This window comes from Microbacterium terregens (assembly GCF_039534975.1).
Taxonomy (GTDB): domain Bacteria; phylum Actinomycetota; class Actinomycetes; order Actinomycetales; family Microbacteriaceae; genus Microbacterium; species Microbacterium terregens.
In genome coordinates this window covers 2,874,190-2,893,131 of the sequence record NZ_BAAAWH010000001.1, presented here as the reverse complement: position 1 = coordinate 2,893,131, position 18,942 = coordinate 2,874,190, and the positions used below count along the sequence as shown (strand labels likewise).

Below are 18,942 nucleotides of genomic sequence, written 5' to 3'. Positions count from 1 at the left end.
AGTGTGTGAACGGTTCTCACACCGGGCGGCGTCGAGGCTTGCCTACGCGCCGGTGTGCTCGCGCGGTGCCGGGAGCTGATCGTCCTCATACACGTTGAAGCGATATCCGACGTTTCGAACCGTGCCGATCAGCTGCTCGAGATCGCCGAGCTTGGCGCGCAGTCGACGGACGTGCACATCGACGGTGCGGGTGCCGCCGAAGTAGTCGTAGCCCCACACCTCGCTGAGCAGCTGCTCGCGGGTGAAGACGCGCGAGGGGTGGGTCGCGAAGAAATGCAGGAGCTGGAATTCCTTGTACGTCAGATCGAGCGGTTTGCCGTGGACTTTCGCGGCGTACGAGGACTCGTCGATCGAGATGCCGGACGTCTGGATGCGGGTCGAGACCTGCTCCTTGGCCATGCGCCCCATCGCCAGGCGCACCCGCGCATCGACTTCGGCGGGGCCGGCGGTCACGAGGATGACGTCGTCCACGCCCCAGTCGGTCGACACGGCGGTCAGGCCGCCCTCGGTCACGACCAGCAGCAGCGGCGCGTCCAGACCCGTGGTGTTCAGGATCTTGCACAGCGACTTCGCGCCGACCAGGTCGACACGCGCATCGACGAAGATGATGTCGGCCGCGGGCGCGTTCACCAACTGGGCCGGCTCGGCGGGAATCTGGCGGACGCGGTGGCTCAGCAGCTCGAGCGAGGGCAAGACGGGGCCGCCGCTGTGAGCGGAACTCAGAACGAGAAGCTGTGCCAAAAACGCCGTCCTCCCGGCGCAGGGGACGCGCCGCCTCCCCAGTTTAGGGGCGTCGGATGCTGTCATCTCTGCACTGCGATGGGCGAAGAGTCGCTGAGACCCCGCGAAGGCCGTGCTGAGAGCGCCGACATGCGCGACAATGGAGGCGTGACCACCCCGGAACTGGCCCCCCGCCGCACCTTCGGCGGCGTGATCGCCGTCTGGGTGGTGGCCGCTCTCATCGGCGTCGCCATCGGCCTGTTCGTCACCGAGGAGTGGCGTCCGGCATGGCTGACGGTGGGTCTGGGCGGATGCCTGGTGCTGGGGTTCGCCATCCAGCTCTGGTTCGGCCGCTCCCAGGGCTTCACGGAGCGGGTGGCCGCGAGTGTTCTCGGGGCGCTGCTGGTGATGGGCATCATCAGCCTCGGCTTCGGTCTGGCCTCGATCGTTCCCGGCTAGACTCATTACATGGATCTCGTCGCGCTCGAACTCTTCTTCGTCGGGCTTCTCGCCCTCGCGTCGCTTGCGATCGTCTTCGTCTCCGGCGTTGTGATCAAGAACCTCTACCGCGGCCAGCGCTGACGGCGGCTGCGTCGTGTTCGATCTCCCTACGGATCTGCCTGCCGACCTCGCGCCACTGTCGTGGCTCATCGGGGTGTGGGAGGGCACCGGCGTGATCGACTACGAGGCGGGCGACCACCGGTTCGCGGGCGAGTTCGCCCAGCGCGTGAGCTTCAGCCACGACGGCGGTCCCTACCTGAACTATTCGGCCAGCGCGTGGCTTCTCGATGACGCCGACTCCGAGGGAGCCGAGCGGGCACGCACACCCCTGGTCTCGGAGATGGGCTACTGGCGGCTGTCGCGCCCGGCGACGGATGCCGATGCCGGACCCGGTCTGCTCCCGGCCGTCAGCGAACCGGTCGTGCGTACGGCCGACGACGTGGAGGGGTTGCGCAATGCCGAAGGCGGATTCGACATCGAGGTCTCTCTCGTGCACGCGGACGGTGTCAGCGAGCTGTACCTCGGACAGATCCGCGGCCCGCGCATCGACGTCGCCACCGACGCGGTGATCCGAACCGCCGCCGCGAAGCCCTACGCGGCCGCCACGCGCATGTACGGACTCGTCGACGGCCACCTGCTCTGGGCGTGGGACATCGCGGCACTGGGCAGTGAGCTCGCCTCGCACGCGTCGGCACGACTTGCGCGGGTCGACTGATGCCCGGTCCTTTCGCACGCGTCCCCGGCGCCGTCACCGACGAGTCGGGGCTCCGCCACCTCGGGAACCCGCTCGGCGAGCAGCGCGCGCTGGCGTCCGGCGCCGCCGTCACGCCCCTCGGCGATCGAGCGGTGCTGGCGGTCCCCGGTGAGGATCGGCTGTCGTGGCTGGATTCGCTCACGTCGCAGGCACTCACGCGACTGCCGGCGGGTGAGAGCACCGAGCTGCTCGTGCTGGGGCCGAAGGGACACATCGAACACGCGGCATCCGTTCTGGATGACGGTGAGACGACGTGGCTCATCGTGGATGCAGCGGATGCCGAGGGGCTGCTTTCGTGGCTGCGCAAGATGCGCTTCCGGCTGCGCGTAGACCCGCGGGACGCGAGCGAGGAGTTCGCGGTGATCGGCGGCACGCGGGCCGGGCTCGCCGTTGTCGCGGCCGCCGCGCCGACCGGCATCCCCCTGATCTGGAGCGACCCCTGGCCGAACGTCTCGCCCGGCGGTCACGCGTACGCGACCGTGGAACCGCACGCCGCCGTGGAGTGGGACTGGTCCGAGGCGATCGTCCCGCGCGCCGAAGAGGAGCGCATCGCCGTCGCTGCCGCGTCCGGCGAGCTCACCCTCGCGGGGCTCGCCGCGGCGGACGCGCTGCGCATCGCCGCATGGCGGCCTCGCTGGGCGAACGAAGTCGACGACCGCGCGCTCCCGCACGAGCTGGACTGGCTGCGAACAGCGGTGCACCTGGAGAAGGGCTGCTACCGGGGCCAGGAGACCGTCGCGAAGGTGCACAACCTCGGCCATCCCCCGCGTCGGATCGTCGCCCTGCAACTGGATGGCAGCGATTCGCTGCTGCCCGCCCGCGGCGATGAGCTCTTCGTCGATGATGTCGCCGTCGGCGTGATCACCTCCGCCGCGCTGCATTTCGAGGACGGTCCGATCGCTCTGGCCGTGGTCCGTCGCAATACCGCCGTCGACGCGGAGTTCATCGTGCGCACAGCCGACGGCGTCATCGCCGCGGCGCAGGAGGTCATCGTTCCGCCCGAGGCGGGGGCGACGGCCAAGGTTCCGCGTCTGCCGCGGCTCGGACGCCGCACGCGCTGACGCCCACTCGCGGCATCCACGTCATCGGGGCGCGACGGCGCTCCAGGGCACGGTGAGCTCGCCCAGGCGCCAGCGCGACCTCTCGCGCACCGGCCAGCCGCCGTTGCGCAGCGCGCTCAGCGCCGCCTCCCAGCGCTGCACCGGACCGAAGACGGCCATGCCCGCTGCGCGGTCCCACTCGTCGTCCAGGGCTGTCAGCAGGGCGTGCACGCGCTCGCCGGGCACGTTCCGATGAATCAGCGCCTTCGGAAGCCGCTCGGCGGCGATGGAGGGGTGTTCCAGCCCGGCGAGCCGCAGCGCGATCGTGAGGGTGCGCGGTGCGGCATCGGGTCCGAGTGCGATCCAGGAGCAGATGCGCCCCAGTTCGTCGCACGTGCCTTCGACCAGCAGCCCGTCCGGCGCGAGCGCTCCCGCCATGCGCTCCCAGGCGCCCGGCACCTCCGGCTCGTCGTATTGGCGGAGCACATTCATCGCACGGATCACGGCGGGCCGGCGTCCGTCCGGCGTCGGCACCTCGAAACCGCCGAGCGCGAAGGACACCCGGGCGTCGGTCGCGAACCCGGTCGCTCCGGCACGAACCTGCGCCAGCTGCCCGCGAGCCCGTGCGACGCGTCCCGGGTCGATCTCCAGTCCCAGCACCTCGACGTCCGGGCGCGCGCGGGCCAGGCGGGCGGACAGCTCCAGCGCGGTCACCGCGCTCGCGCCGAATCCGAGATCCACGACGAGCGGGTCGGGTGCGCGTCGCAGTGCGGGTTGTCGTGCGATCCACCGATCCACGCGCCGCAGCCGGTTGGTTCCGGTGGTGCCACGAGTGACCTGACCGACGGGGGAGCGTCCGGCAGTCATGAGCCCATGATGCCAGGCGGGCTCGGGTGCCACGGCCGAGCAGGTGGTGAGCGCCTCGGTATCATGGGGCAATGACCGCGCCCTACACGCTGATCCTCCTCCGACACGGCCAAAGCGAATGGAACAAGCTCAACCTCTTCACCGGGTGGGTCGATGTCCGCCTCTCCGAGCAGGGCAAGGCCGAAGCCATCCGCGGCGGCGAGCTGCTGGCCGAGGCGGGGCTGCTGCCCGACGTGCTGCACACCTCGGTCCTGAGCCGCGCGATCCAGACCGCGGACCTCGCGCTGGACGCCGCCGATCGGCTGTGGATCCCCGTCAAGCGCACCTGGCGCCTCAATGAGCGCCACTACGGCGCGCTGCAGGGCAAGGACAAGGCCCAGACGCTGGAGGAGTTCGGACCCGAGCAGTTCATGCTCTGGCGCCGCTCGTTCGACGTGCCGCCGCCGCCGCTCGCGGACGACTCCGAGTTCAGCCAGGTCGGCGACCCGCGCTACGTCGGGATCGACGGCGAGGTGCCGCGCACCGAATCGCTCAAGCTCGTCATCGACCGCTTCCTGCCCTATTGGGAGAGCGACATCGTCCCCGACCTCCGCACCGGCAAGACGGTGCTGGTGACCGCGCACGGCAACTCGCTGCGGGGCCTCGTGAAGCACCTCGACGACATCGGCGACGCCGACATCGCCGAGTTGAACATCCCGACCGGCATTCCGCTGGTCTACCGGCTGGACGAGGACCTCAAGCCCATCGAACCAGGCGTCTACCTGGACCCCGAGGCGGCCGCCGCGGGCGCTGCAGCAGTGGCCAATCAGGGCAAGTAACGAGGGCGTGAAGGCGCCCAACGAACAGAAGAGCGGATGCCGCGCCGGCGGCATCCGCTCTTCTGTTCGTCATCGTGCGGGGGTGACGATGTCGACCGTGTCGGTATCGGTCGTCCAGTCACCGGTCGAGAGGTAGACGACCTTCTTCGCGACGGAGACCGCGTGGTCGGCGAACCGCTCGTGGTACCGACTGGCGAGCGTCGCATCGACGGTCGCGGACGCCTCGCCCTGCCAGGTGTCGCTGAGCACCTTCTCGAACACGCTCACGTGCAGGTCGTCGAGCTTGTCGTCGTCGTTGCGGATCTCCTCGGCCAGCTCCGGGTCCTCGGTGCGCAGCAGCTCCGTGAGCTTGCGCGCGACATCCACATCGAGCTCGCCCATCTTGATGAACGTGGACTTGAGCCCCTTGGGGATGGCACGCTCCGGGAAGCGCATACGGGTCAGCTGGGCGATGTGCTCGGCGATATCGCCCATGCGCTCCAGCGATGCACTGATGCGCAATGCGCTCACGACGATGCGCAGGTCCCGCGCCACCGGCTGCTGGCGGGCCAGGATCTCGATCGCCAGCTCGTCCAGTGCGATCGCCTTGTCGTCGATGATCACATCCGCCTCGATGACCTCCTCGGCCAGGGCGACGTCGCTCGAGCTGAACGCCCGGGTGGCCTTGTCGATGGCGATCGTGACGAGTTCGGCGATCTCGACCAGACGTCCCTGGACGTCCGCGAGCGACTGATGGAAGACTTCGCGCATTGCAGCACCTTTCGTGTTCCGCAGCAGGCACACGCCTTGCGACCTGGCGATTGTCGCCAGCGAAGGTTAACGAACGGTGCCGCGAGAGTGAATAGTAACCGGCCCGGATGTCGGGGCGCCCCGAACCGGACGGAAGCAGGGCACGCACGCCCCTACGCTGGGAGCATGGACACGACGCAGCTTGCGCTGCTCGCCCTGCTGGTGGGGGCGATCATCGGGGCTTCCGTGTCGGTGGTCATCATCCTCTCGCTGCGCGCACGCGACCGCGCGCGCGCCGAGACGTCCTCGATCATCCCCGACGGCGTCCGCGAGGTTCTGCGGGGAATGGACGATCCCGCGGTGGTCGTGGACACGTCCTCGACCGTCGTCGCGGCCTCCGCCGCCGCGGGTCCGTTCCATCTCGCCGAGGGTGGGGTGCTGAGATCGGACGAGCTCCGGGCGGTCGCCCGCCGCGTGCGCGACGGAGATTCGGCGACCACGGCCACCCTGCGGCTGCAGCGCGGTGCACCTCCGGCCGAGCCGCGCCTGGTCGTCGTGCGGGCGACGCGGATCTCACCACGACTGACCCTGCTCGTCTTGCGCGACATCACCGAGCGTGAACGGGTGGAGCAGATGCGCCGCGACTTCGTCGCGAACACGAGTCACGAGCTGAAGACACCGGTCGGAGCCGTCAGCCTCCTCGCCGAGGCGATCGAATCCGCCGCGGACGACCCCGACCAGGTGCGCAATTTCGCGTCGCGGTTGACGGCAGAGGCAGCCCGCCTCGCCTCGCTGACCGCCCGCATCATGAATCTCTCCCGGCTGCAGGCGGCCGACGAGCTCACCCACGACCGCGACGTGGCCGTCGATGAGATCGTCGCGGCAGCCGTCGAAGCGCACGCCATCCAGGCCGGTTCGGCGGGCGTCGAGATCGTCCGGGGCGGAGAACGCGGACTCTACGTCCGCGGCGACGCACAGATCCTGATCGAGGCCGTCGGCAATCTGCTGGCCAACGCGATCCACTACTCGCCGCGAGGCTCTGACATCGGCGTGGGGGTCAAGGCGGACGATCGCGTCGTCGAGATCGCCATCGCCGATCGCGGGATCGGGATCCCGGAAGGCGATCAGGAGCGGATCTTCGAGCGCTTCTATCGCGCCGACCAGGCGCGCTCGCGCCGCACCGGCGGCACCGGTCTGGGACTCGCGATCGTCAAGCACGCCGTGCAACGGCACGGGGGAGAGGTGAGACTGTGGTCGCGGCCCGGTCGAGGCTCGACCTTCACGATCCGCCTCCCGCAGATCGACCCCCCTGCCGACCAGGTGCCGCCGCCGCGTCGGCGCAAGAAGAAGCGGCCGACGACCGCCGCGGCATCCACCCCCACGAATGGAGCACCCGCATGACTCGTGTCCTGATCGTCGAGGATGAGCCCGATCTGGCTGATCCGCTCGCCTACCTGCTGCGCCGGGAGGGCTACGAGGTGGAGATCGCCGAGGACGGCCCGTCGGCGCTGGTCGCGTTCCGCGAGCGGGGCGCGGACATCGTGCTGCTGGACCTGATGCTGCCGGGGATGTCGGGGACCGAGGTGTGCCGCCAGATCCGCGGGACCTCACGGGTGCCGATCATCATGGTGACGGCGAAGGACTCCGAGGTGGACATCGTCGTGGGTCTGGAGCTCGGCGCGGACGACTACGTCACCAAGCCGTACTCCGCGCGGGAACTTCTCGCCCGCATGCGCGCGGTGCTGCGTCGGCTCGCGCAGAACGAAGCCGACCTGGAGGACCATGTGCTGGACGGCGGTCGGGTCGTGCTCGACATCGATCGGCACGCCGTTGCGGTCGACGGGCGGGAGATCAACATGCCGCTCAAGGAATTCGAGCTGCTCGAGGTGCTCATGCGCAATGCCGGCCGGGTCCTGACGCGTGGCCAGCTGATCGACCGGGTATGGGGAACCGACTACTTCGGCGACACCAAGACGCTCGACGTCCACATCAAGCGGATCCGCTCCCGGATCGAAGAGCATCCGAGTGAGCCGACGATGCTGATGACGGTCCGCGGGCTGGGCTACCGCTTCGAAGGCTGACGCCGCGCGGCGTCAGCACGCCGGGTCAGGGCAGCAGGTCGCCGTAGTAGTCCAGCGAACCGTCGAGGACGGGCACGTCGAAGAGGATCCCCTCGCCGTCTCCGGACTGGAAGTACATCGGCAGAACGGCGCCCGGCTTGGTGTCGATGCCCTCCAGCAGCACCGGCTCGGTCTCGTCTGTTCCCAGGCTCACCGTGCTGTTCGCGGGGACGCGGATCGACTCGGTCGTCTTCGCGGACCCCTCGCCGAACTCGATCCGGAGCGTCTGCGAATCAGAGGTCGTGTTGACGATCGCCGCGATGAGGTTGCCGTCGTTGCCGTCGTCGTCCGCGACGATCAAGACGTTGCGCACCTGGAGCGGGCCCGAGTCGGGGATGTTCACGCCGTCGGACGGCGAGTACTGGATGGTGGTCGCCTGTGTGGAGATCATGGCGCAGCCACTGGTTCCGAGGACCACGAGGGCGCCTAGGGCGAGCGACGCGATAAGGCGCGATTTCACGGATCCTCCTGGGACGGCTGACGGCATCTCTAGCATTCTAGGGGGTGGCCGCGACGACCGTGGGGGCGCCCCGAGGGGGTGGGCGGCGAACCTTACCCTATCTTTGCCTGTGGTATCCTAGAGGTTGCCGAAAGGACATAACTACATGCTTTTTGAGGTTGGCGAAACGGTCGTCTACCCCCACCACGGGGCCGCGACGATCATCGAAGTCAAGGACCGGGTCATCAGGGGCGAGACCAAGAAGTACCTGAAGCTCAACGTCACCCAGGGAGATCTCATCATCGAGGTCCCCGCAGAGAATGTCGACCTCGTCGGCGTGCGCGACGTCATCGGCAAAGAGGGTCTGGATCAGGTTTTCGAAGTCCTTCGTGCCCCGTTCACGGAAGAGCCCACGAACTGGTCACGCCGCTACAAGGCGAACCTCGAGAAGCTCGCGTCCGGCGACGTCATCAAGGTCAGCGAAGTGGTCCGCGACCTGTGGCGCCGCGACCAGGACCGCGGCCTCTCGGCCGGCGAGAAGCGCATGCTCGCCAAGGCGAAGCAGATCCTCATCTCCGAGCTCGCGCTCGCCGAGAAGACCGACGAGGAGAAGGCCGGCGCCATCCTCGACGAGGTGCTGGCTTCTTAGCCACCGCGTGACGGCACGCGACAGGTAGCGTGAGGGCGTGAGTATCACGCCCGTGCCCCGCGTCGCTGTCATCGTCGTTGCGGGGGGCTCTGGAACGCGCCTCGGTGCTGCAATGCCCAAGGCCTTCGTCGGGATCGACGAGCACACCATGCTCAGGCATGCCCTCGCACGTGTCTTCGACGCACCGCAGGCGCAGGTCGTGGTGGTGGCGCCCGCCGGTCGCGAGGGTGACGCGCTCACCGACGCGATCGCTGCCGCCGGCGATCGGAGGGAACTCGTCTCCGTCGTCACGGGCGGCTCCAGCAGGCAGGCCTCCGTGGCCGCGGGTCTGGAGGCGCTCTGGGGCGACGTCGAGATCGTGCTCGTGCACGACGCTGCGCGGGCGCTCACGCCTCCGGACGTCTTCGCACGTGTCGTGCGCGCCGTAGAGAACGGCGCCGCCGGGGCGATACCCGTCCTGCCCGTCGTCGACACGATCAAGCGCGTCGAGAATCAGCGGATCGTGGCGGCCGTCGACCGTGCGGAACTGTCCGCCGCCCAGACTCCGCAGGGCTTCCGCCGCGGCATTCTGGACGCCGCCTACCGCACGGCCGCGCAGGAGCACACCGACGACGCCGCGCTCGTGGCCGAGTCCGGCCACACCGTGGTCGTCGTGGACGGCGACGCGCTCGCGTTCAAGATCACGACCGCCGCCGACCTCGATCGGGCGCGATCCCTGGTGGCACGCCATCCGCTCCCCGCCACCGGCGCGCGTCTGGAGAACCCGCCGCCCATACCCCGCATCGGCGTCGGAACCGACGTGCACGGGTTCGGCGGGGAGGGCTCCCTATGGCTCGCCGGGCTGGAGTGGCCGGGGGAGCTGGCGTTGTCGGGGCACTCCGATGGCGACGCTGTCGCGCACGCCATCGTCGATGCGCTGCTGTCCGCCGCCGGGCTGGGCGACATCGGCACGCATTTCGGCACCGACCACCCCGAGTACGCGGGTGCCCACGCCGACGTCTTCCTCGCGCGCACCCTCGGGCTGCTCGGAGAAGCCGGCTGGCGGGTGGGCAACGTCGCCGTGCAGGTTCAGGCGAATCGCCCTCGATTCGCGGCACGCCGCATCGAAGCGGAGGCGGTGCTCTCGGCCGCACTCGGCGGAGCCCCGGTATCGCTCTCGGCGACGACGACGGATGGCCTCGGCTTCACCGGTCGCGGTGAGGGCGTCGCCGCGTTCGCGATGGCGCTCGTCGTCCCGGCCTGAGCGGGCACCCTCACCCCTCCACCGCGAACGGAACGGGATCCCGGGGTGCGCGCGATCCCCATGCCAGCAGCGCCAGCCCGATGGCGAGAACGAGCAGGCCGGCGATGGCCAGGACCGAGAGCCGCTCCCCGAGGACGACGATGCCCAGCACGCTCGCCGTCAGCGGTTCGCCGAGTGTCAGCGTCGCCGCGGTCGCGGCGGTCAGCCCGCCCAGACCCCACGTGAACATCACGTACGCGATCGAGATCGTGGCGATCCCCAGCCAGAACGCCATCACGAGGCCGGGCGCCGTGGCGAGCCAGGAGAGGTCGACGAAGGGAAGCACCAGCGCGGACAGCACCGCGGAGCTCGCCCCCATCGATCCGACCACCGTGAACGGATCCCAGCCCTGGTCGAGCAGCCGCCGCTGCACGTTCGCGATGACCGCGAACGTGGCACCGGCCCCCACCGATCCGAGCAAGCCGATCGGATCGGTGCCGGCGGTGGAGCCCGCTTCACCGCCGAAGCCGAGGAGCACGACGCCGATCGTGGCCAGGCCGGTCGCCATCATCCAGGTCCCGCTGGGAACCCGTCGCGTCAGAGCCCACTCGAGCAGGCCGGCGAGGATCGGCGCGGAACCCAGTGCCACGACCGTTCCGACGGCTACGCCGTTGCGCTCCGTACCGAGGAAGAACAGCGGCTGGTACAGGGCCAGGCAGAAGCCGGTCAGCCCCATCAGCGCGAGGGGGCGGATGCCGCCCTTCGACAGGTTGAGGGACCGCGTCGGGGGAGTGGCCGAGCGCCGGGCATGCCGGCGAGCGAGCACGAATGCGATCGCCGCGAGACCGGTGCCGCCGATCACCAGGCGGACAGCGCCGACGGAAAGCGGGGTGGTGTCGTCCGGACCGAGTGCCATCGCGGTTCCGGTGGTCCCGAACAGCAGGGCCGCGGCGAGGACGGTGAGGACGTGAAGCACACTGTCATTGATACTGCATGCGGTCCTCGCTCCCGCGCGGCGACGGGGCGGTGCCTGGTGTTCGGCCAGGTTGGGCGGATGCCGCGCGGGTAGGCTGGTGCAGTGACACCCGGTACACCGCCCGTGAGGCTCTACGACACGAAAGCCCAGACGTTGCGCGCTTTCGCGCCGCTGGACCCCTCGAACGTGACGGTGTACGTCTGCGGACCGACCGTGCAGTCCGGTCCGCACATCGGTCACCTCCGCGGCGCCTTGAGCTTCGATCTGCTGCGCCGCTGGCTCGTCCACCGGTTCGGGCGGGTCACATTCGTCCGCAACGTCACCGACATCGATGACAAGGTGCTCGCGAACGCCACCGACGCCGAGCCGTGGTGGGCACTGGCCTACCGCATGGAGCAGGAGTTCACCCGCGCGTACACCGCGATCGGCATCCTGCCGCCGACCTACGAGCCACGGGCCACGGCATCCATCCCGCAGATGCAGGAGCTCATCGCGCGCCTGATCGAACAGGGCAACGCGTATGCCGCCACGGACTCGGCAACGGGCGCCGGCGAGGTGTACTTCGATGTGCGCTCCTGGAGCGATTACGGCAGCCTCACGCGACAGTCGCTGGACGCGATGGAGCCCGCGCAGGACGCCGATCCGCGGGGCAAACGCGATCCGCACGACTTCGCATTGTGGAAGGGCGCGAAGCCCGGTGAGCCGTCAACCGCCACCTGGGACTCGCCGTGGGGACCTGGTCGTCCCGGCTGGCACATCGAATGCTCGGCCATGTCGCGGCGCTACCTGGGCCCGGAGTTCGACATCCACGGCGGTGGTCTCGACCTGCGCTTCCCGCACCACGAGAACGAACTCGCGCAGTCCACCGCCGCGGGGGACCCGTTCGCGCGGTACTGGGTGCACAACGGGCTCGTCACGGTCGGTGACCAGAAGATGTCGAAGTCGCTGGACAACTTCCTCCTCGCCGACGACGTCCTGAGCGCCCGTGATCCCCTCGTGGTCCGCTACGCGTTGGCCGCGGCCCACTACCGCTCGAACCTCGACGTCAGCTCGTCGTCCTTCGACGAGGCCGAGGCCGCGCTCGACCGGATCCGCGCGTTCATGGAACGCTCGGTCCGCACACTGCGGGACGAGTCCGATGACGTGCGCATCGACGCGATCGTCCCCGAGCGCTTCGCGGCGGCGATGGACGACGATCTGGGCGTTCCGCAGGCGCTCGCGGTGATCCACGAGACCGTCCGCCTCGGCAACACCGCACTGGACGAAGACGACGACGACGCGGCGAGGGGAGCCTTCGCCGACGTTGCGGTCATGACCGGCCTCCTCGGCATCGATCCGCTCGACCCGGCATGGAACACCTCATCCGGTGGCGCCGAGGCATCCGCTCTGGACACCCTCGTGCGCACCCTCATCACCCAGCGCGCCGCTGCGCGCGCTGCCAAAGACTGGGCGGCGGCCGATCGCATACGCGACGCGGTCGCTGCCGCGGGCATCGCGCTCGAAGACGGTGCCGACGGCACCCACTGGAATCTGCTCGGGACTCAGCCCGGGACGAAGGAGTAGGACATGGCCGGTAAGCCGGGGCGCCCGGGCGCCAGCAAGGGCAAGAAGGGTCCCACCAAGGGCACGGGCGGCAAGAACAAGCGATCGCTGGAAGGCCGCGGTCCGACCCCGAAGGCCGAGGACCGGGCGTGGCATCCTGCGGGCAAGCGCAAGGCCGCGGCGGAGCGCTATGCCGCTGCGGGCGGCGCGGGAAAGCCGGGGCAGAAGTCGAGCGCTCCGCGGCAGTCGCGCGCGAAGAAGGACGACGACACCGAGGTGGTGACCGGACGCAACTCCGTTCTCGAGGCGCTGCGCGCCAAGATCCCCGCCACCGCGTTCTACATCGCCCAGCGTGTGGAGATGGACGACCGGGTCAAGGAGATGCTGTCCATCGCGACGCACCGCGAGATCCCCGTGATGGAGGTCACGCGCCCGGAGCTGGATCGCATGGCCGGCTTCGACGGCGTCCATCAGGGCGTCGCGCTGAAGGTCCCGCCGTATGAATACGCGCATCCCCAGGACCTGCTCGAGAACGTCCTCGAGCGCGGCCAGGTACCGCTGTTCGTCGCCCTGGACGGGGTGACCGACCCCCGCAACCTCGGGGCGATCATCCGCTCCACGGGTGCTTTCGGCGGCCACGGCGTGATCCTCCCGCAGCGACGCTCCGCCAGTGTGAACAGCGCGGCGTGGAAGACCAGCGCCGGCGCGGCGGCGCGCATCCCCGTGGCGATCGCGCCGAATCTGACGGCGACGCTCAAGGAGTTCAAGAAGCAGGGCGTGTTCGTGCTGGGGCTGGACGGCGGCGGCGACGTCTCGCTTCCCGCCCTCGCGCTCGCCGACCGTCCCGTCGTCATCGTCGTGGGCTCCGAGGGCAAGGGGCTGTCCCGCCTGGTCAGCGAGAACTGCGACCAGATCGTGTCCATTCCCATCGACGCGGCCACCGAGTCGCTGAATGCGGGGATCGCGGCATCCGTCGCCCTGTACCAGGTCTCCACGCTGCGCGCGCAGGGAAACTGATCGCGTCGATCGTTCCATTCAAGGGAATGATCCGGCCTGCCCGCGGCTTGACACCGACAAGCCCATCGAAAGGAACAGCATGACTCGTATCGCCGTCATCGGAGGAACCGGCTATGCCGGACGCAACATCGTCGCCGAGGCGGTGAGTCGCGGACACACAGTGGTGTCGGTCGCGCGGAGCGTTCCCGCCGAACGGGTCGAGGGTGCCACGTACCTGGAGGGGAACATCCTCGACGTGCCCAGTCTGGTCAGCGAGCTCGAGGGCGTCGAGGTCATCGTCTCGACCGTCCCCGCACGTGGCGACATGGTGGGCAAGGTGCGGCCGAGCACGGCGGAGCTCGTCGCCGCGCTGCCCGGGGACGTGCGTGTCGGCGTGATCGGCGGCGCGGGCGGCAGCCTCATCGCCGAAGGCGGTTCGCGGCTCGTGGACCAGGACTCTTTCACCGAGGAGTACAAGCCCGAGGCGCTCGAGGCGATCGGCATCCTCGAGGACCTGCAGGTCGGCGATGCCTCCCGCGACTGGTTCTACGTCCACCCGGCCGGCGCCTTCGGCGTCTGGAACCCGGGCGAGCGCACCGGCTCGTACCGCATCGGCGGCGACGTGCTGGTCACCGACGCGGAGGGCAGCTCCTACATCTCCGGTGCTGACCTGGCCGTCGCGGTCCTCGACGAGATCGAGTCCCCGAAGCACTCGCGCGCGCGCTTCACCGTCGGGTACTGACTCACCGTCGCAGACTGAGCGGCCAGGGGGGCGAGGAGACCCGCCGGGACTTTCGCCCCCTGGCCGACCTGTCACTTCTTGTACTGGTAGGGGTTGAAGAGCACTTCGCTCTCGGGGATCTCGGGGAACTGCCCGGAGATCCACTCATCTCCGACCTCGCGCTCGAGATGGGCGACGGTGTCGTCCAGCTTGCTCTTCACCGAGGCGAGATCGCCGGCGACGACCTTGCCTTCGGACTTGACGACCTCGCCGCCGACGAGCACGGTGTGCACATCGCCGCGCTGGGCCTGGTAGACGATCTGTCCCCACGGGTTGATCAGCGGGGCCCACGTCGGCGAATCGTCGTTCTTCAAGAGCACGACGTCAGCCAGCTTGCCCTCCTCGAGCGAACCGATCAGGTGGTCCTTGCCGATCGCCTTCGCCCCGCCCCGCGTCGCCATCTCCACGACATCCTGCGCGCGCAGCTTCACGTGGGTGATCGTTTCGGCCGGTTCCAGCTGATGCGCCTTGAAGTGCTCGAGCGCACGGTCGGCATTGACCGTGGCTCGCATCGCGGAGAACAGGTCGGCGCTGAACCAGACGCTCGTGTCGACGGACAGTGAGACCGGGATGCCGTAACGGCGCAGGTTGTGGATCGGCGGGTAACCCTGACCGCACGTGTCCTCGGACTCGGTCGCGAGAGACACGTTGCCGCCCGTCGCAGCGATCTTCTGGTACGAGTCGGCCGAGAGCGAGGCGGCGTGCACGTAGGTGAATCCCTCCTCCATGACACCGGCGTCATACGCGTTCTTGATGCCCCAGTCGTTCGTTGCACCCCAGACACCGGCGTGAGTCGTGACGCGCAGACCCAGGTCCTTGGCGACCTGGTACGCCGCGAGCTCGGGGAACTCCTCGTCCTGATTGGGTACGTCGAACGCGATCTGCGTGCCGAACATGCGCGAGTCGTCGCGCGACCGGATGAGCAGATCCTGCACTGCGGGGTCGGCCGTCCACTCCCACGGCGACTGATGGATGTTGCCGTACGCGAAGACGAATCGTCCGGGCGAGGAGACGAGAGCGTCCACCGCGGCCTCGGCGTGCTCCACGGTGCGAAGGCCGTGGGACCAGTCGACGCTCGTCGTCACTCCGGACTCGACGGCGTCGAGTGCGGAGATGAGGTTGCCGGCGGCATAGTCCTGGGGGCGGAACTTCATTCCGTGCTGCAGGTAGTACCAGACGAAGTACTGCGTGAGCGTCCAGTCGGCGCCGTAGCCGCGCATCGCCGTCTGCCACATGTGCCGATGGGTGTCCACCATGCCGGGCATGACTATCCCGCCCGTGGCGTCGATCTCGCATGTCCCGTCGGGAACCGACAGGTCGACGCCGACACCGGCGATCTTGCCGTCCACGACGAGGACGTCGCCTCTGGGCAAGACGGTGCGGGCGTCGTCCATGGTCAGGACGATTCCGTTGCGGAAAACGATGGGTTGTCCGGGCTTCGGGGCCGGTGTGCCGGTCATCTTGACGCTCATCCTCCTTGATTCGCTGTCACGCCTAGCCAGCGGTTCGCTGACCCGCGCTGTCGTCGCACGCGTGCTCTTGCTTGACTTGCTCAGGGCGGTCGACTTGACTTAGGTTAAGCATTACTGAACACCGATGTCCAGTCCTACTTGGTTTCACGTCCTCCGGTGCCCGCGGTCGGTGGAGGCAGGGTGTGCCGAGAACGTCGTGCATCGCGCTTCGGGAAAGTTCGTGACCGCCCGTTCGGACGTCACGGGAACACACTCGCTGAGGAGTTGCATTGGGCGACAGGACCATCGTCATCGTCGGAGGAACATCCGGAATCGGCCTCGAACTGGCGAAGGACTGCATCGCCCGCGGGGACCGCGTCGTGATCACCGGCCGCCATCAGGAGCGGACGGATGCCGTCGCGGCGTCGCTCGGCGCCGAGGCGACCGGCGTCGCGCTGGACATCTCCGAACCGCACCTGATCCGTGAGCGTCTGGCCGCCGTCGGGAACGTCCACGGACTCGTGCTCGCGGCGATCGAGCGCGACGCGAACACGATCCGCGAGTACGACGTCGGGCGCGCGATCCGTCTGGTCACCCTGAAGCTGGTCGGGTACACCGAGACGGTCCACGCACTGCTGGACCGGCTGGATCCGACGGTCGACACCGGCATCGTGCTCTTCGGCGGCCGCGCGAAGGACCTCCCCTACCCGGGCTCGACGACGGTCTCCTCGATCAACGGCGGCGTGACGGGGCTGGTGAACTCGCTCGCCCTCGAGCTTGCGCCGATCCGCGTCAACGCTCTGCATCCCGGGATCATCGGCGACAGCCCCTTCTGGGCTGACAAGCCGGCGGGCGTGCTCCAGGGCTACGAGCGGCACACTCCCGGCGGGAAGCTCGCGACGATGGCGGACGTCGTGGACGCGGCGCAGTTCCTGTTGCGGAACCGGGGTGTCTCCGCGGTCAACCTCTACGTCGATCGCGGCACCGGCGTCATCTGATGCCGCGCGAGACGACGGGGGAGTGCAGTGCGCGGGATCGCGTCTCAGGACAGCCCGCGCCGTGAAACCTCGGCAATCGCGGACCAGTCCAGGTTCTGAAGCTCGGGGTCGGCCAGCGCGCGGTCGAAGACCGAGATGAGGGCGGGCATCGTCGCAGGACGGACGCCACCGGAGGCGGCCACCTCCTCGGCGAGCGCGAGGTCCTTGCGGCCGAGCGCGATATGGAAGCCGGGTGGCGCGTAGGCGCCGTGGGCGATCATGCTGCCGTAGCCGGTGTACACGACGCCACCGAAGAGCGTGCTGGAGAGCAGCTCCGTGAACAGCACCGGATCGACCCCCTGCCGTTCCGTCATCGCGACCGACTCACCGAGCGCCTGCAGGGCGTGGATGATGTTGTAGTTGACGGCCGCCTTGACCGCCGTCGCCACCGATGGCCGTTCGCCGATCCGCCAGACCCGCCGGCCCAGCACAGCCAGGTACGGCTCCACGGCATCCACGTCCGCAGGATCGCCCGCGGCGAGGATGTTGAGATCGCCGGTCGCGGCCACGGCCGGGCGTCCGAGCACGGGGGCGCTGACGTAGCGGGCGCCGGCATCCGCGAAACGCTGAGCCAGGGTGTCGGTCAACGACGGGCTGATCGACGCCATGACGACGTGGATCCGCCCGGCCGCGGAGGTCACAGACGCGGCGTCCAGCACAGCGTCGGTGGCTTCGTCGTTGGCCAGCATCGAGAAGGACACCTCGGCCGCGAGCGCTTCTGCGGGCGTGGCCGCGGCGCGCGCGCCGGCGGCGACGAACGCTGCGACGCGTCCCGCCGACCGATTCCAGACGATGACGTCGTGGCCGGCATCGATCAGACGGCGTGCCATCCCGCCGCCCATCGAGCCGAGCCCGAGGAAGCCGAGTGTGCTCACGCCTCTCCGCGCCCCCACGTCGTGTTCAGGTGCGACTGGGCGTCGCGCTCGAGGTTCAGTGGTCCGTCCACCGTGTAGTAGCGACGCCCCGCCACGAGCAGCTCCTCGGCGGGGAACTTCGTGATGACCTCGCAGCCGTCGGCGGTCACGACGAGCTCCTCTTCGATGCGTGCGGCGCCCCACCCGTCGGCCGAGGGCCAGTAGGTCTCCAGGGCGAACACGTTCCCCTCCTGCAGCACTTCGGGGTGATCCAGCGACGTCAGGCGGGAGAAGATCGGCTTCTCCCAGATGGACAGGCCCACGCCATGCCCGTACTGGAGGGCGAACGCCGCCTCTTCGTCGGCGAACCCGAACTCCTGCGCGGTCGGCCACACCTCCACGATGTCCGCCGTCGTCGCTCCCGGTTTGACGAGGGCGATCGCGCGGTCCATGTACTCCCGTGACCGTGTGTAGGCGTCGCGTTGCGCCGAGCTGGCCGATCCGACCGCGAACGTGCGGTAGTAGCACGTGCGGTAGCCGTTCCAGCTGTGCAGGATGTCGAAGAAGGCCGGGTCGCCCGGACGGATGAGCCGGTCCGAGAAGACGTGCGGATGCGGTGAGCAGCGTTCGCCCGAGATCGCGTTGACGCCCTCGACGTACTCCGAACCGAGGTCGTAGAGCGTCTTGGCTACCAGGCCCACGGCCTCGTTCTCGCGAACCCCGGGACGCAGGAACCGGTACAGCTCTTCGTAGGCGGCATCGACCATCGACGCGGCCTGCGTGAGAAGGCGGATCTCATCCGGCGTCTTGACCCGTCGCGCCTCCATGAAGACCTGCTGACCGTCGACGACGGTGATGCCCTCTTTCTGCAGTGCGAACAGGATCGGCAGCTCGATCACGTCGACGCCGAGGGGCTGGTCGGCCACCCCGAACTTCTCGAGTTCACGCTTGATCTTCTTCGCCACGCCTTCGGCGATCTCGGCGTCGGGAGGGAACGCGCCTCGAAGGGTCGAGATTCCGGCGCGCGCGCCGGAATCGAGCCGGGGACGCTTCGCGCCCTCGTGCGGGGCATTGGGATCGGCATCCATCTCTGCCGTGGTGGTGTCCAGCCACGGGTTGTAGAGCTGGTGATGCTTCGCGGCGGATCCGAAGTCCCACACGATGGGGTCGGTGTTGCGGGTGAGGAGGGCGAAGCGGATGAGCTTGTCCATGGCCCACGTGCCGATGTGCGTCGCGCTCATGTACCGGATGTTCGAGAAGTCGAACGCGAGCACCGCGCCGAGCTCGGTCACATCCAGTTCGGCCTTGAGCCGTGCGAGCCGGGCGTCGCGGAGGCGCTCGAAGTCGACCCGTTCCTCCCAATCGACGGCGTTCGTGCCAGTCGTACCGGTGCTCTTCATCGAGTCCTCCTGGGGGTCACCGCGCGAGATGTTCGTACAGTCCAGC

At 69.0% G+C, this 18,942-nt stretch carries 20 protein-coding genes; 12 read left to right on the top strand and 8 right to left on the bottom strand.

The window, feature by feature from the left end; genetic code table 11:
• Window positions 1–42: 42 nt before the first annotated feature.
• A complete protein-coding gene (locus tag ABD655_RS13445; RefSeq protein ID WP_344714684.1) occupies window positions 43–741 on the bottom strand; it encodes a winged helix-turn-helix domain-containing protein in 699 nt (232 codons plus the stop codon).
• A gap of 147 nt (window positions 742–888) precedes the next feature.
• On the opposite strand from ABD655_RS13445, the gene ABD655_RS13440 reads away from it, so the two are divergent.
• The 3 genes from ABD655_RS13440 (at window position 889) to ygfZ (ending at window position 3,036) form a co-directional block, all read left to right on the top strand.
• Window positions 889–1,179, top strand: a complete 291-nt coding sequence (locus ABD655_RS13440) for a hypothetical protein (protein WP_344714683.1) — start codon at window positions 889–891, stop codon at window positions 1,177–1,179.
• Between the two features lie 136 nt (window positions 1,180–1,315).
• Window positions 1,316–1,936: a nitrobindin family protein gene (locus tag ABD655_RS13435; protein WP_344714682.1), complete on the top strand. Its 621-nt coding sequence runs from the start codon at window positions 1,316–1,318 to the stop codon at window positions 1,934–1,936.
• On the top strand, window positions 1,936–3,036 hold the full coding sequence (gene ygfZ, locus ABD655_RS13430) for a CAF17-like 4Fe-4S cluster assembly/insertion protein YgfZ (RefSeq protein WP_344714681.1): 1,101 nt from the start codon (window positions 1,936–1,938) through the stop codon (window positions 3,034–3,036). Before ABD655_RS13435 ends, ygfZ begins: the two co-directional genes overlap by 1 nt.
• Window positions 3,037–3,057: 21 nt before the next feature.
• On the opposite strand, the gene ABD655_RS13425 is transcribed toward ygfZ, so the two are convergent.
• Window positions 3,058–3,882 (bottom strand): class I SAM-dependent methyltransferase, encoded by an 825-nt coding sequence (locus ABD655_RS13425; RefSeq protein WP_344714680.1) that lies wholly within the window; start codon window positions 3,880–3,882, stop codon window positions 3,058–3,060.
• Window positions 3,883–3,953: 71 nt separating this feature from the next.
• Between ABD655_RS13425 and ABD655_RS13420 the strand changes: the two genes are divergently transcribed.
• Entirely contained in the window at window positions 3,954–4,700 is a 747-nt protein-coding gene (locus tag ABD655_RS13420; RefSeq protein ID WP_344714679.1) for a phosphoglyceromutase, read from the top strand.
• A gap of 69 nt (window positions 4,701–4,769) precedes the next feature.
• Here the strand turns inward: ABD655_RS13420 and phoU are convergent, their stop codons facing one another.
• Entirely contained in the window at window positions 4,770–5,450 is a 681-nt protein-coding gene (phoU, locus tag ABD655_RS13415; RefSeq protein WP_344714678.1) for a phosphate signaling complex protein PhoU, read from the bottom strand.
• Between the two features lie 165 nt (window positions 5,451–5,615).
• On the opposite strand from phoU, the gene ABD655_RS13410 reads away from it, so the two are divergent.
• Window positions 5,616–6,830: a sensor histidine kinase gene (locus tag ABD655_RS13410; RefSeq protein ID WP_344714677.1), complete on the top strand. Its 1,215-nt coding sequence runs from the start codon at window positions 5,616–5,618 to the stop codon at window positions 6,828–6,830.
• On the top strand, window positions 6,827–7,510 hold the full coding sequence (locus tag ABD655_RS13405; RefSeq protein WP_344714676.1) for a response regulator: 684 nt from the start codon (window positions 6,827–6,829) through the stop codon (window positions 7,508–7,510). The genes ABD655_RS13410 and ABD655_RS13405 overlap by 4 nt, the downstream gene beginning before the upstream one ends.
• A gap of 25 nt (window positions 7,511–7,535) precedes the next feature.
• Here the strand turns inward: ABD655_RS13405 and ABD655_RS13400 are convergent, their stop codons facing one another.
• Window positions 7,536–8,009 carry a DNA modification methylase gene (locus tag ABD655_RS13400; protein ID WP_344714675.1) on the bottom strand — a complete coding sequence of 158 codons (474 nt, stop codon included), beginning with the start codon at window positions 8,007–8,009 and terminating at the stop codon, window positions 7,536–7,538.
• 145 nt (window positions 8,010–8,154) lie between these two features.
• On the opposite strand from ABD655_RS13400, the gene ABD655_RS13395 reads away from it, so the two are divergent.
• Together ABD655_RS13395 and ispD are read left to right on the top strand one after the other, a co-directional pair.
• Complete coding sequence (locus ABD655_RS13395; protein WP_344714674.1) at window positions 8,155–8,637, top strand: CarD family transcriptional regulator; 483 nt, start codon at window positions 8,155–8,157, stop codon at window positions 8,635–8,637.
• 37 nt (window positions 8,638–8,674) lie between these two features.
• Window positions 8,675–9,880 carry a 2-C-methyl-D-erythritol 4-phosphate cytidylyltransferase gene (ispD, locus tag ABD655_RS13390; RefSeq protein WP_344714673.1) on the top strand — a complete coding sequence of 402 codons (1,206 nt, stop codon included), beginning with the start codon at window positions 8,675–8,677 and terminating at the stop codon, window positions 9,878–9,880.
• A gap of 10 nt (window positions 9,881–9,890) precedes the next feature.
• Here the strand turns inward: ispD and ABD655_RS13385 are convergent, their stop codons facing one another.
• Window positions 9,891–10,835, bottom strand: a complete 945-nt coding sequence (locus ABD655_RS13385) for a DMT family transporter (protein ID WP_344714672.1) — start codon at window positions 10,833–10,835, stop codon at window positions 9,891–9,893.
• A 102-nt stretch (window positions 10,836–10,937) separates the two neighbouring features.
• Between ABD655_RS13385 and cysS the strand changes: the two genes are divergently transcribed.
• From cysS to ABD655_RS13370, 3 genes are all read left to right on the top strand, one after another.
• Window positions 10,938–12,398: a cysteine--tRNA ligase gene (gene cysS, locus ABD655_RS13380; RefSeq protein WP_344714671.1), complete on the top strand. Its 1,461-nt coding sequence runs from the start codon at window positions 10,938–10,940 to the stop codon at window positions 12,396–12,398.
• Window positions 12,399–12,401: 3 nt separating this feature from the next.
• On the top strand, window positions 12,402–13,394 hold the full coding sequence (gene rlmB, locus ABD655_RS13375; RefSeq protein WP_344714669.1) for a 23S rRNA (guanosine(2251)-2'-O)-methyltransferase RlmB: 993 nt from the start codon (window positions 12,402–12,404) through the stop codon (window positions 13,392–13,394).
• Window positions 13,395–13,473: 79 nt separating this feature from the next.
• A complete protein-coding gene (locus ABD655_RS13370) occupies window positions 13,474–14,115 on the top strand; it encodes an NAD(P)-dependent oxidoreductase (RefSeq protein WP_344714667.1) in 642 nt (213 codons plus the stop codon).
• A 71-nt stretch (window positions 14,116–14,186) separates the two neighbouring features.
• On the opposite strand, the gene ABD655_RS13365 is transcribed toward ABD655_RS13370, so the two are convergent.
• The gene (locus tag ABD655_RS13365; protein ID WP_344714665.1) at window positions 14,187–15,626 is read right to left on the bottom strand and encodes an amidohydrolase family protein; all 1,440 of its coding nucleotides are present in this window, start codon (window positions 15,624–15,626) and stop codon (window positions 14,187–14,189) included.
• 269 nt (window positions 15,627–15,895) lie between these two features.
• On the opposite strand from ABD655_RS13365, the gene ABD655_RS13360 reads away from it, so the two are divergent.
• Complete coding sequence (locus ABD655_RS13360; protein ID WP_344714663.1) at window positions 15,896–16,603, top strand: SDR family NAD(P)-dependent oxidoreductase; 708 nt, start codon at window positions 15,896–15,898, stop codon at window positions 16,601–16,603.
• 44 nt (window positions 16,604–16,647) lie between these two features.
• Here the strand turns inward: ABD655_RS13360 and ABD655_RS13355 are convergent, their stop codons facing one another.
• Window positions 16,648–17,517 (bottom strand): NAD(P)-dependent oxidoreductase, encoded by an 870-nt coding sequence (locus ABD655_RS13355; protein WP_344714661.1) that lies wholly within the window; start codon window positions 17,515–17,517, stop codon window positions 16,648–16,650.
• Window positions 17,514–18,896: a M24 family metallopeptidase gene (locus tag ABD655_RS13350; RefSeq protein WP_344714659.1), complete on the bottom strand. Its 1,383-nt coding sequence runs from the start codon at window positions 18,894–18,896 to the stop codon at window positions 17,514–17,516. Before ABD655_RS13350 ends, ABD655_RS13355 begins: the two co-directional genes overlap by 4 nt.
• Window positions 18,897–18,942: the final 46 nt, after the last annotated feature.

Bases quoted from the DNA above. Each gene is read 5' to 3' on its own strand.
- ABD655_RS13370 (WP_344714667.1), top strand. From the start codon at position 13,474: ATGACTCGTATCGCCGTCATCGGAGGAACCGGCTATGCCGGACGCAAC.
- ABD655_RS13405 (WP_344714676.1), top strand. From the start codon at position 6,827: ATGACTCGTGTCCTGATCGTCGAGGATGAGCCCGATCTGGCTGATCCG.
- ABD655_RS13410 (WP_344714677.1), top strand. From the start codon at position 5,616: ATGGACACGACGCAGCTTGCGCTGCTCGCCCTGCTGGTGGGGGCGATC.
- ABD655_RS13395 (WP_344714674.1), top strand. From the start codon at position 8,155: ATGCTTTTTGAGGTTGGCGAAACGGTCGTCTACCCCCACCACGGGGCC.
- phoU (WP_344714678.1), bottom strand. From the start codon at position 5,450: ATGCGCGAAGTCTTCCATCAGTCGCTCGCGGACGTCCAGGGACGTCTG.
- ABD655_RS13425 (WP_344714680.1), bottom strand. From the start codon at position 3,882: ATGACTGCCGGACGCTCCCCCGTCGGTCAGGTCACTCGTGGCACCACC.
- ygfZ (WP_344714681.1), top strand. From the start codon at position 1,936: ATGCCCGGTCCTTTCGCACGCGTCCCCGGCGCCGTCACCGACGAGTCG.
- ABD655_RS13365 (WP_344714665.1), bottom strand. From the start codon at position 15,626: ATGAGCGTCAAGATGACCGGCACACCGGCCCCGAAGCCCGGACAACCC.
- rlmB (WP_344714669.1), top strand. From the start codon at position 12,402: ATGGCCGGTAAGCCGGGGCGCCCGGGCGCCAGCAAGGGCAAGAAGGGT.
- ABD655_RS13420 (WP_344714679.1), top strand. From the start codon at position 3,954: ATGACCGCGCCCTACACGCTGATCCTCCTCCGACACGGCCAAAGCGAA.
- ABD655_RS13350 (WP_344714659.1), bottom strand. From the start codon at position 18,896: ATGAAGAGCACCGGTACGACTGGCACGAACGCCGTCGATTGGGAGGAA.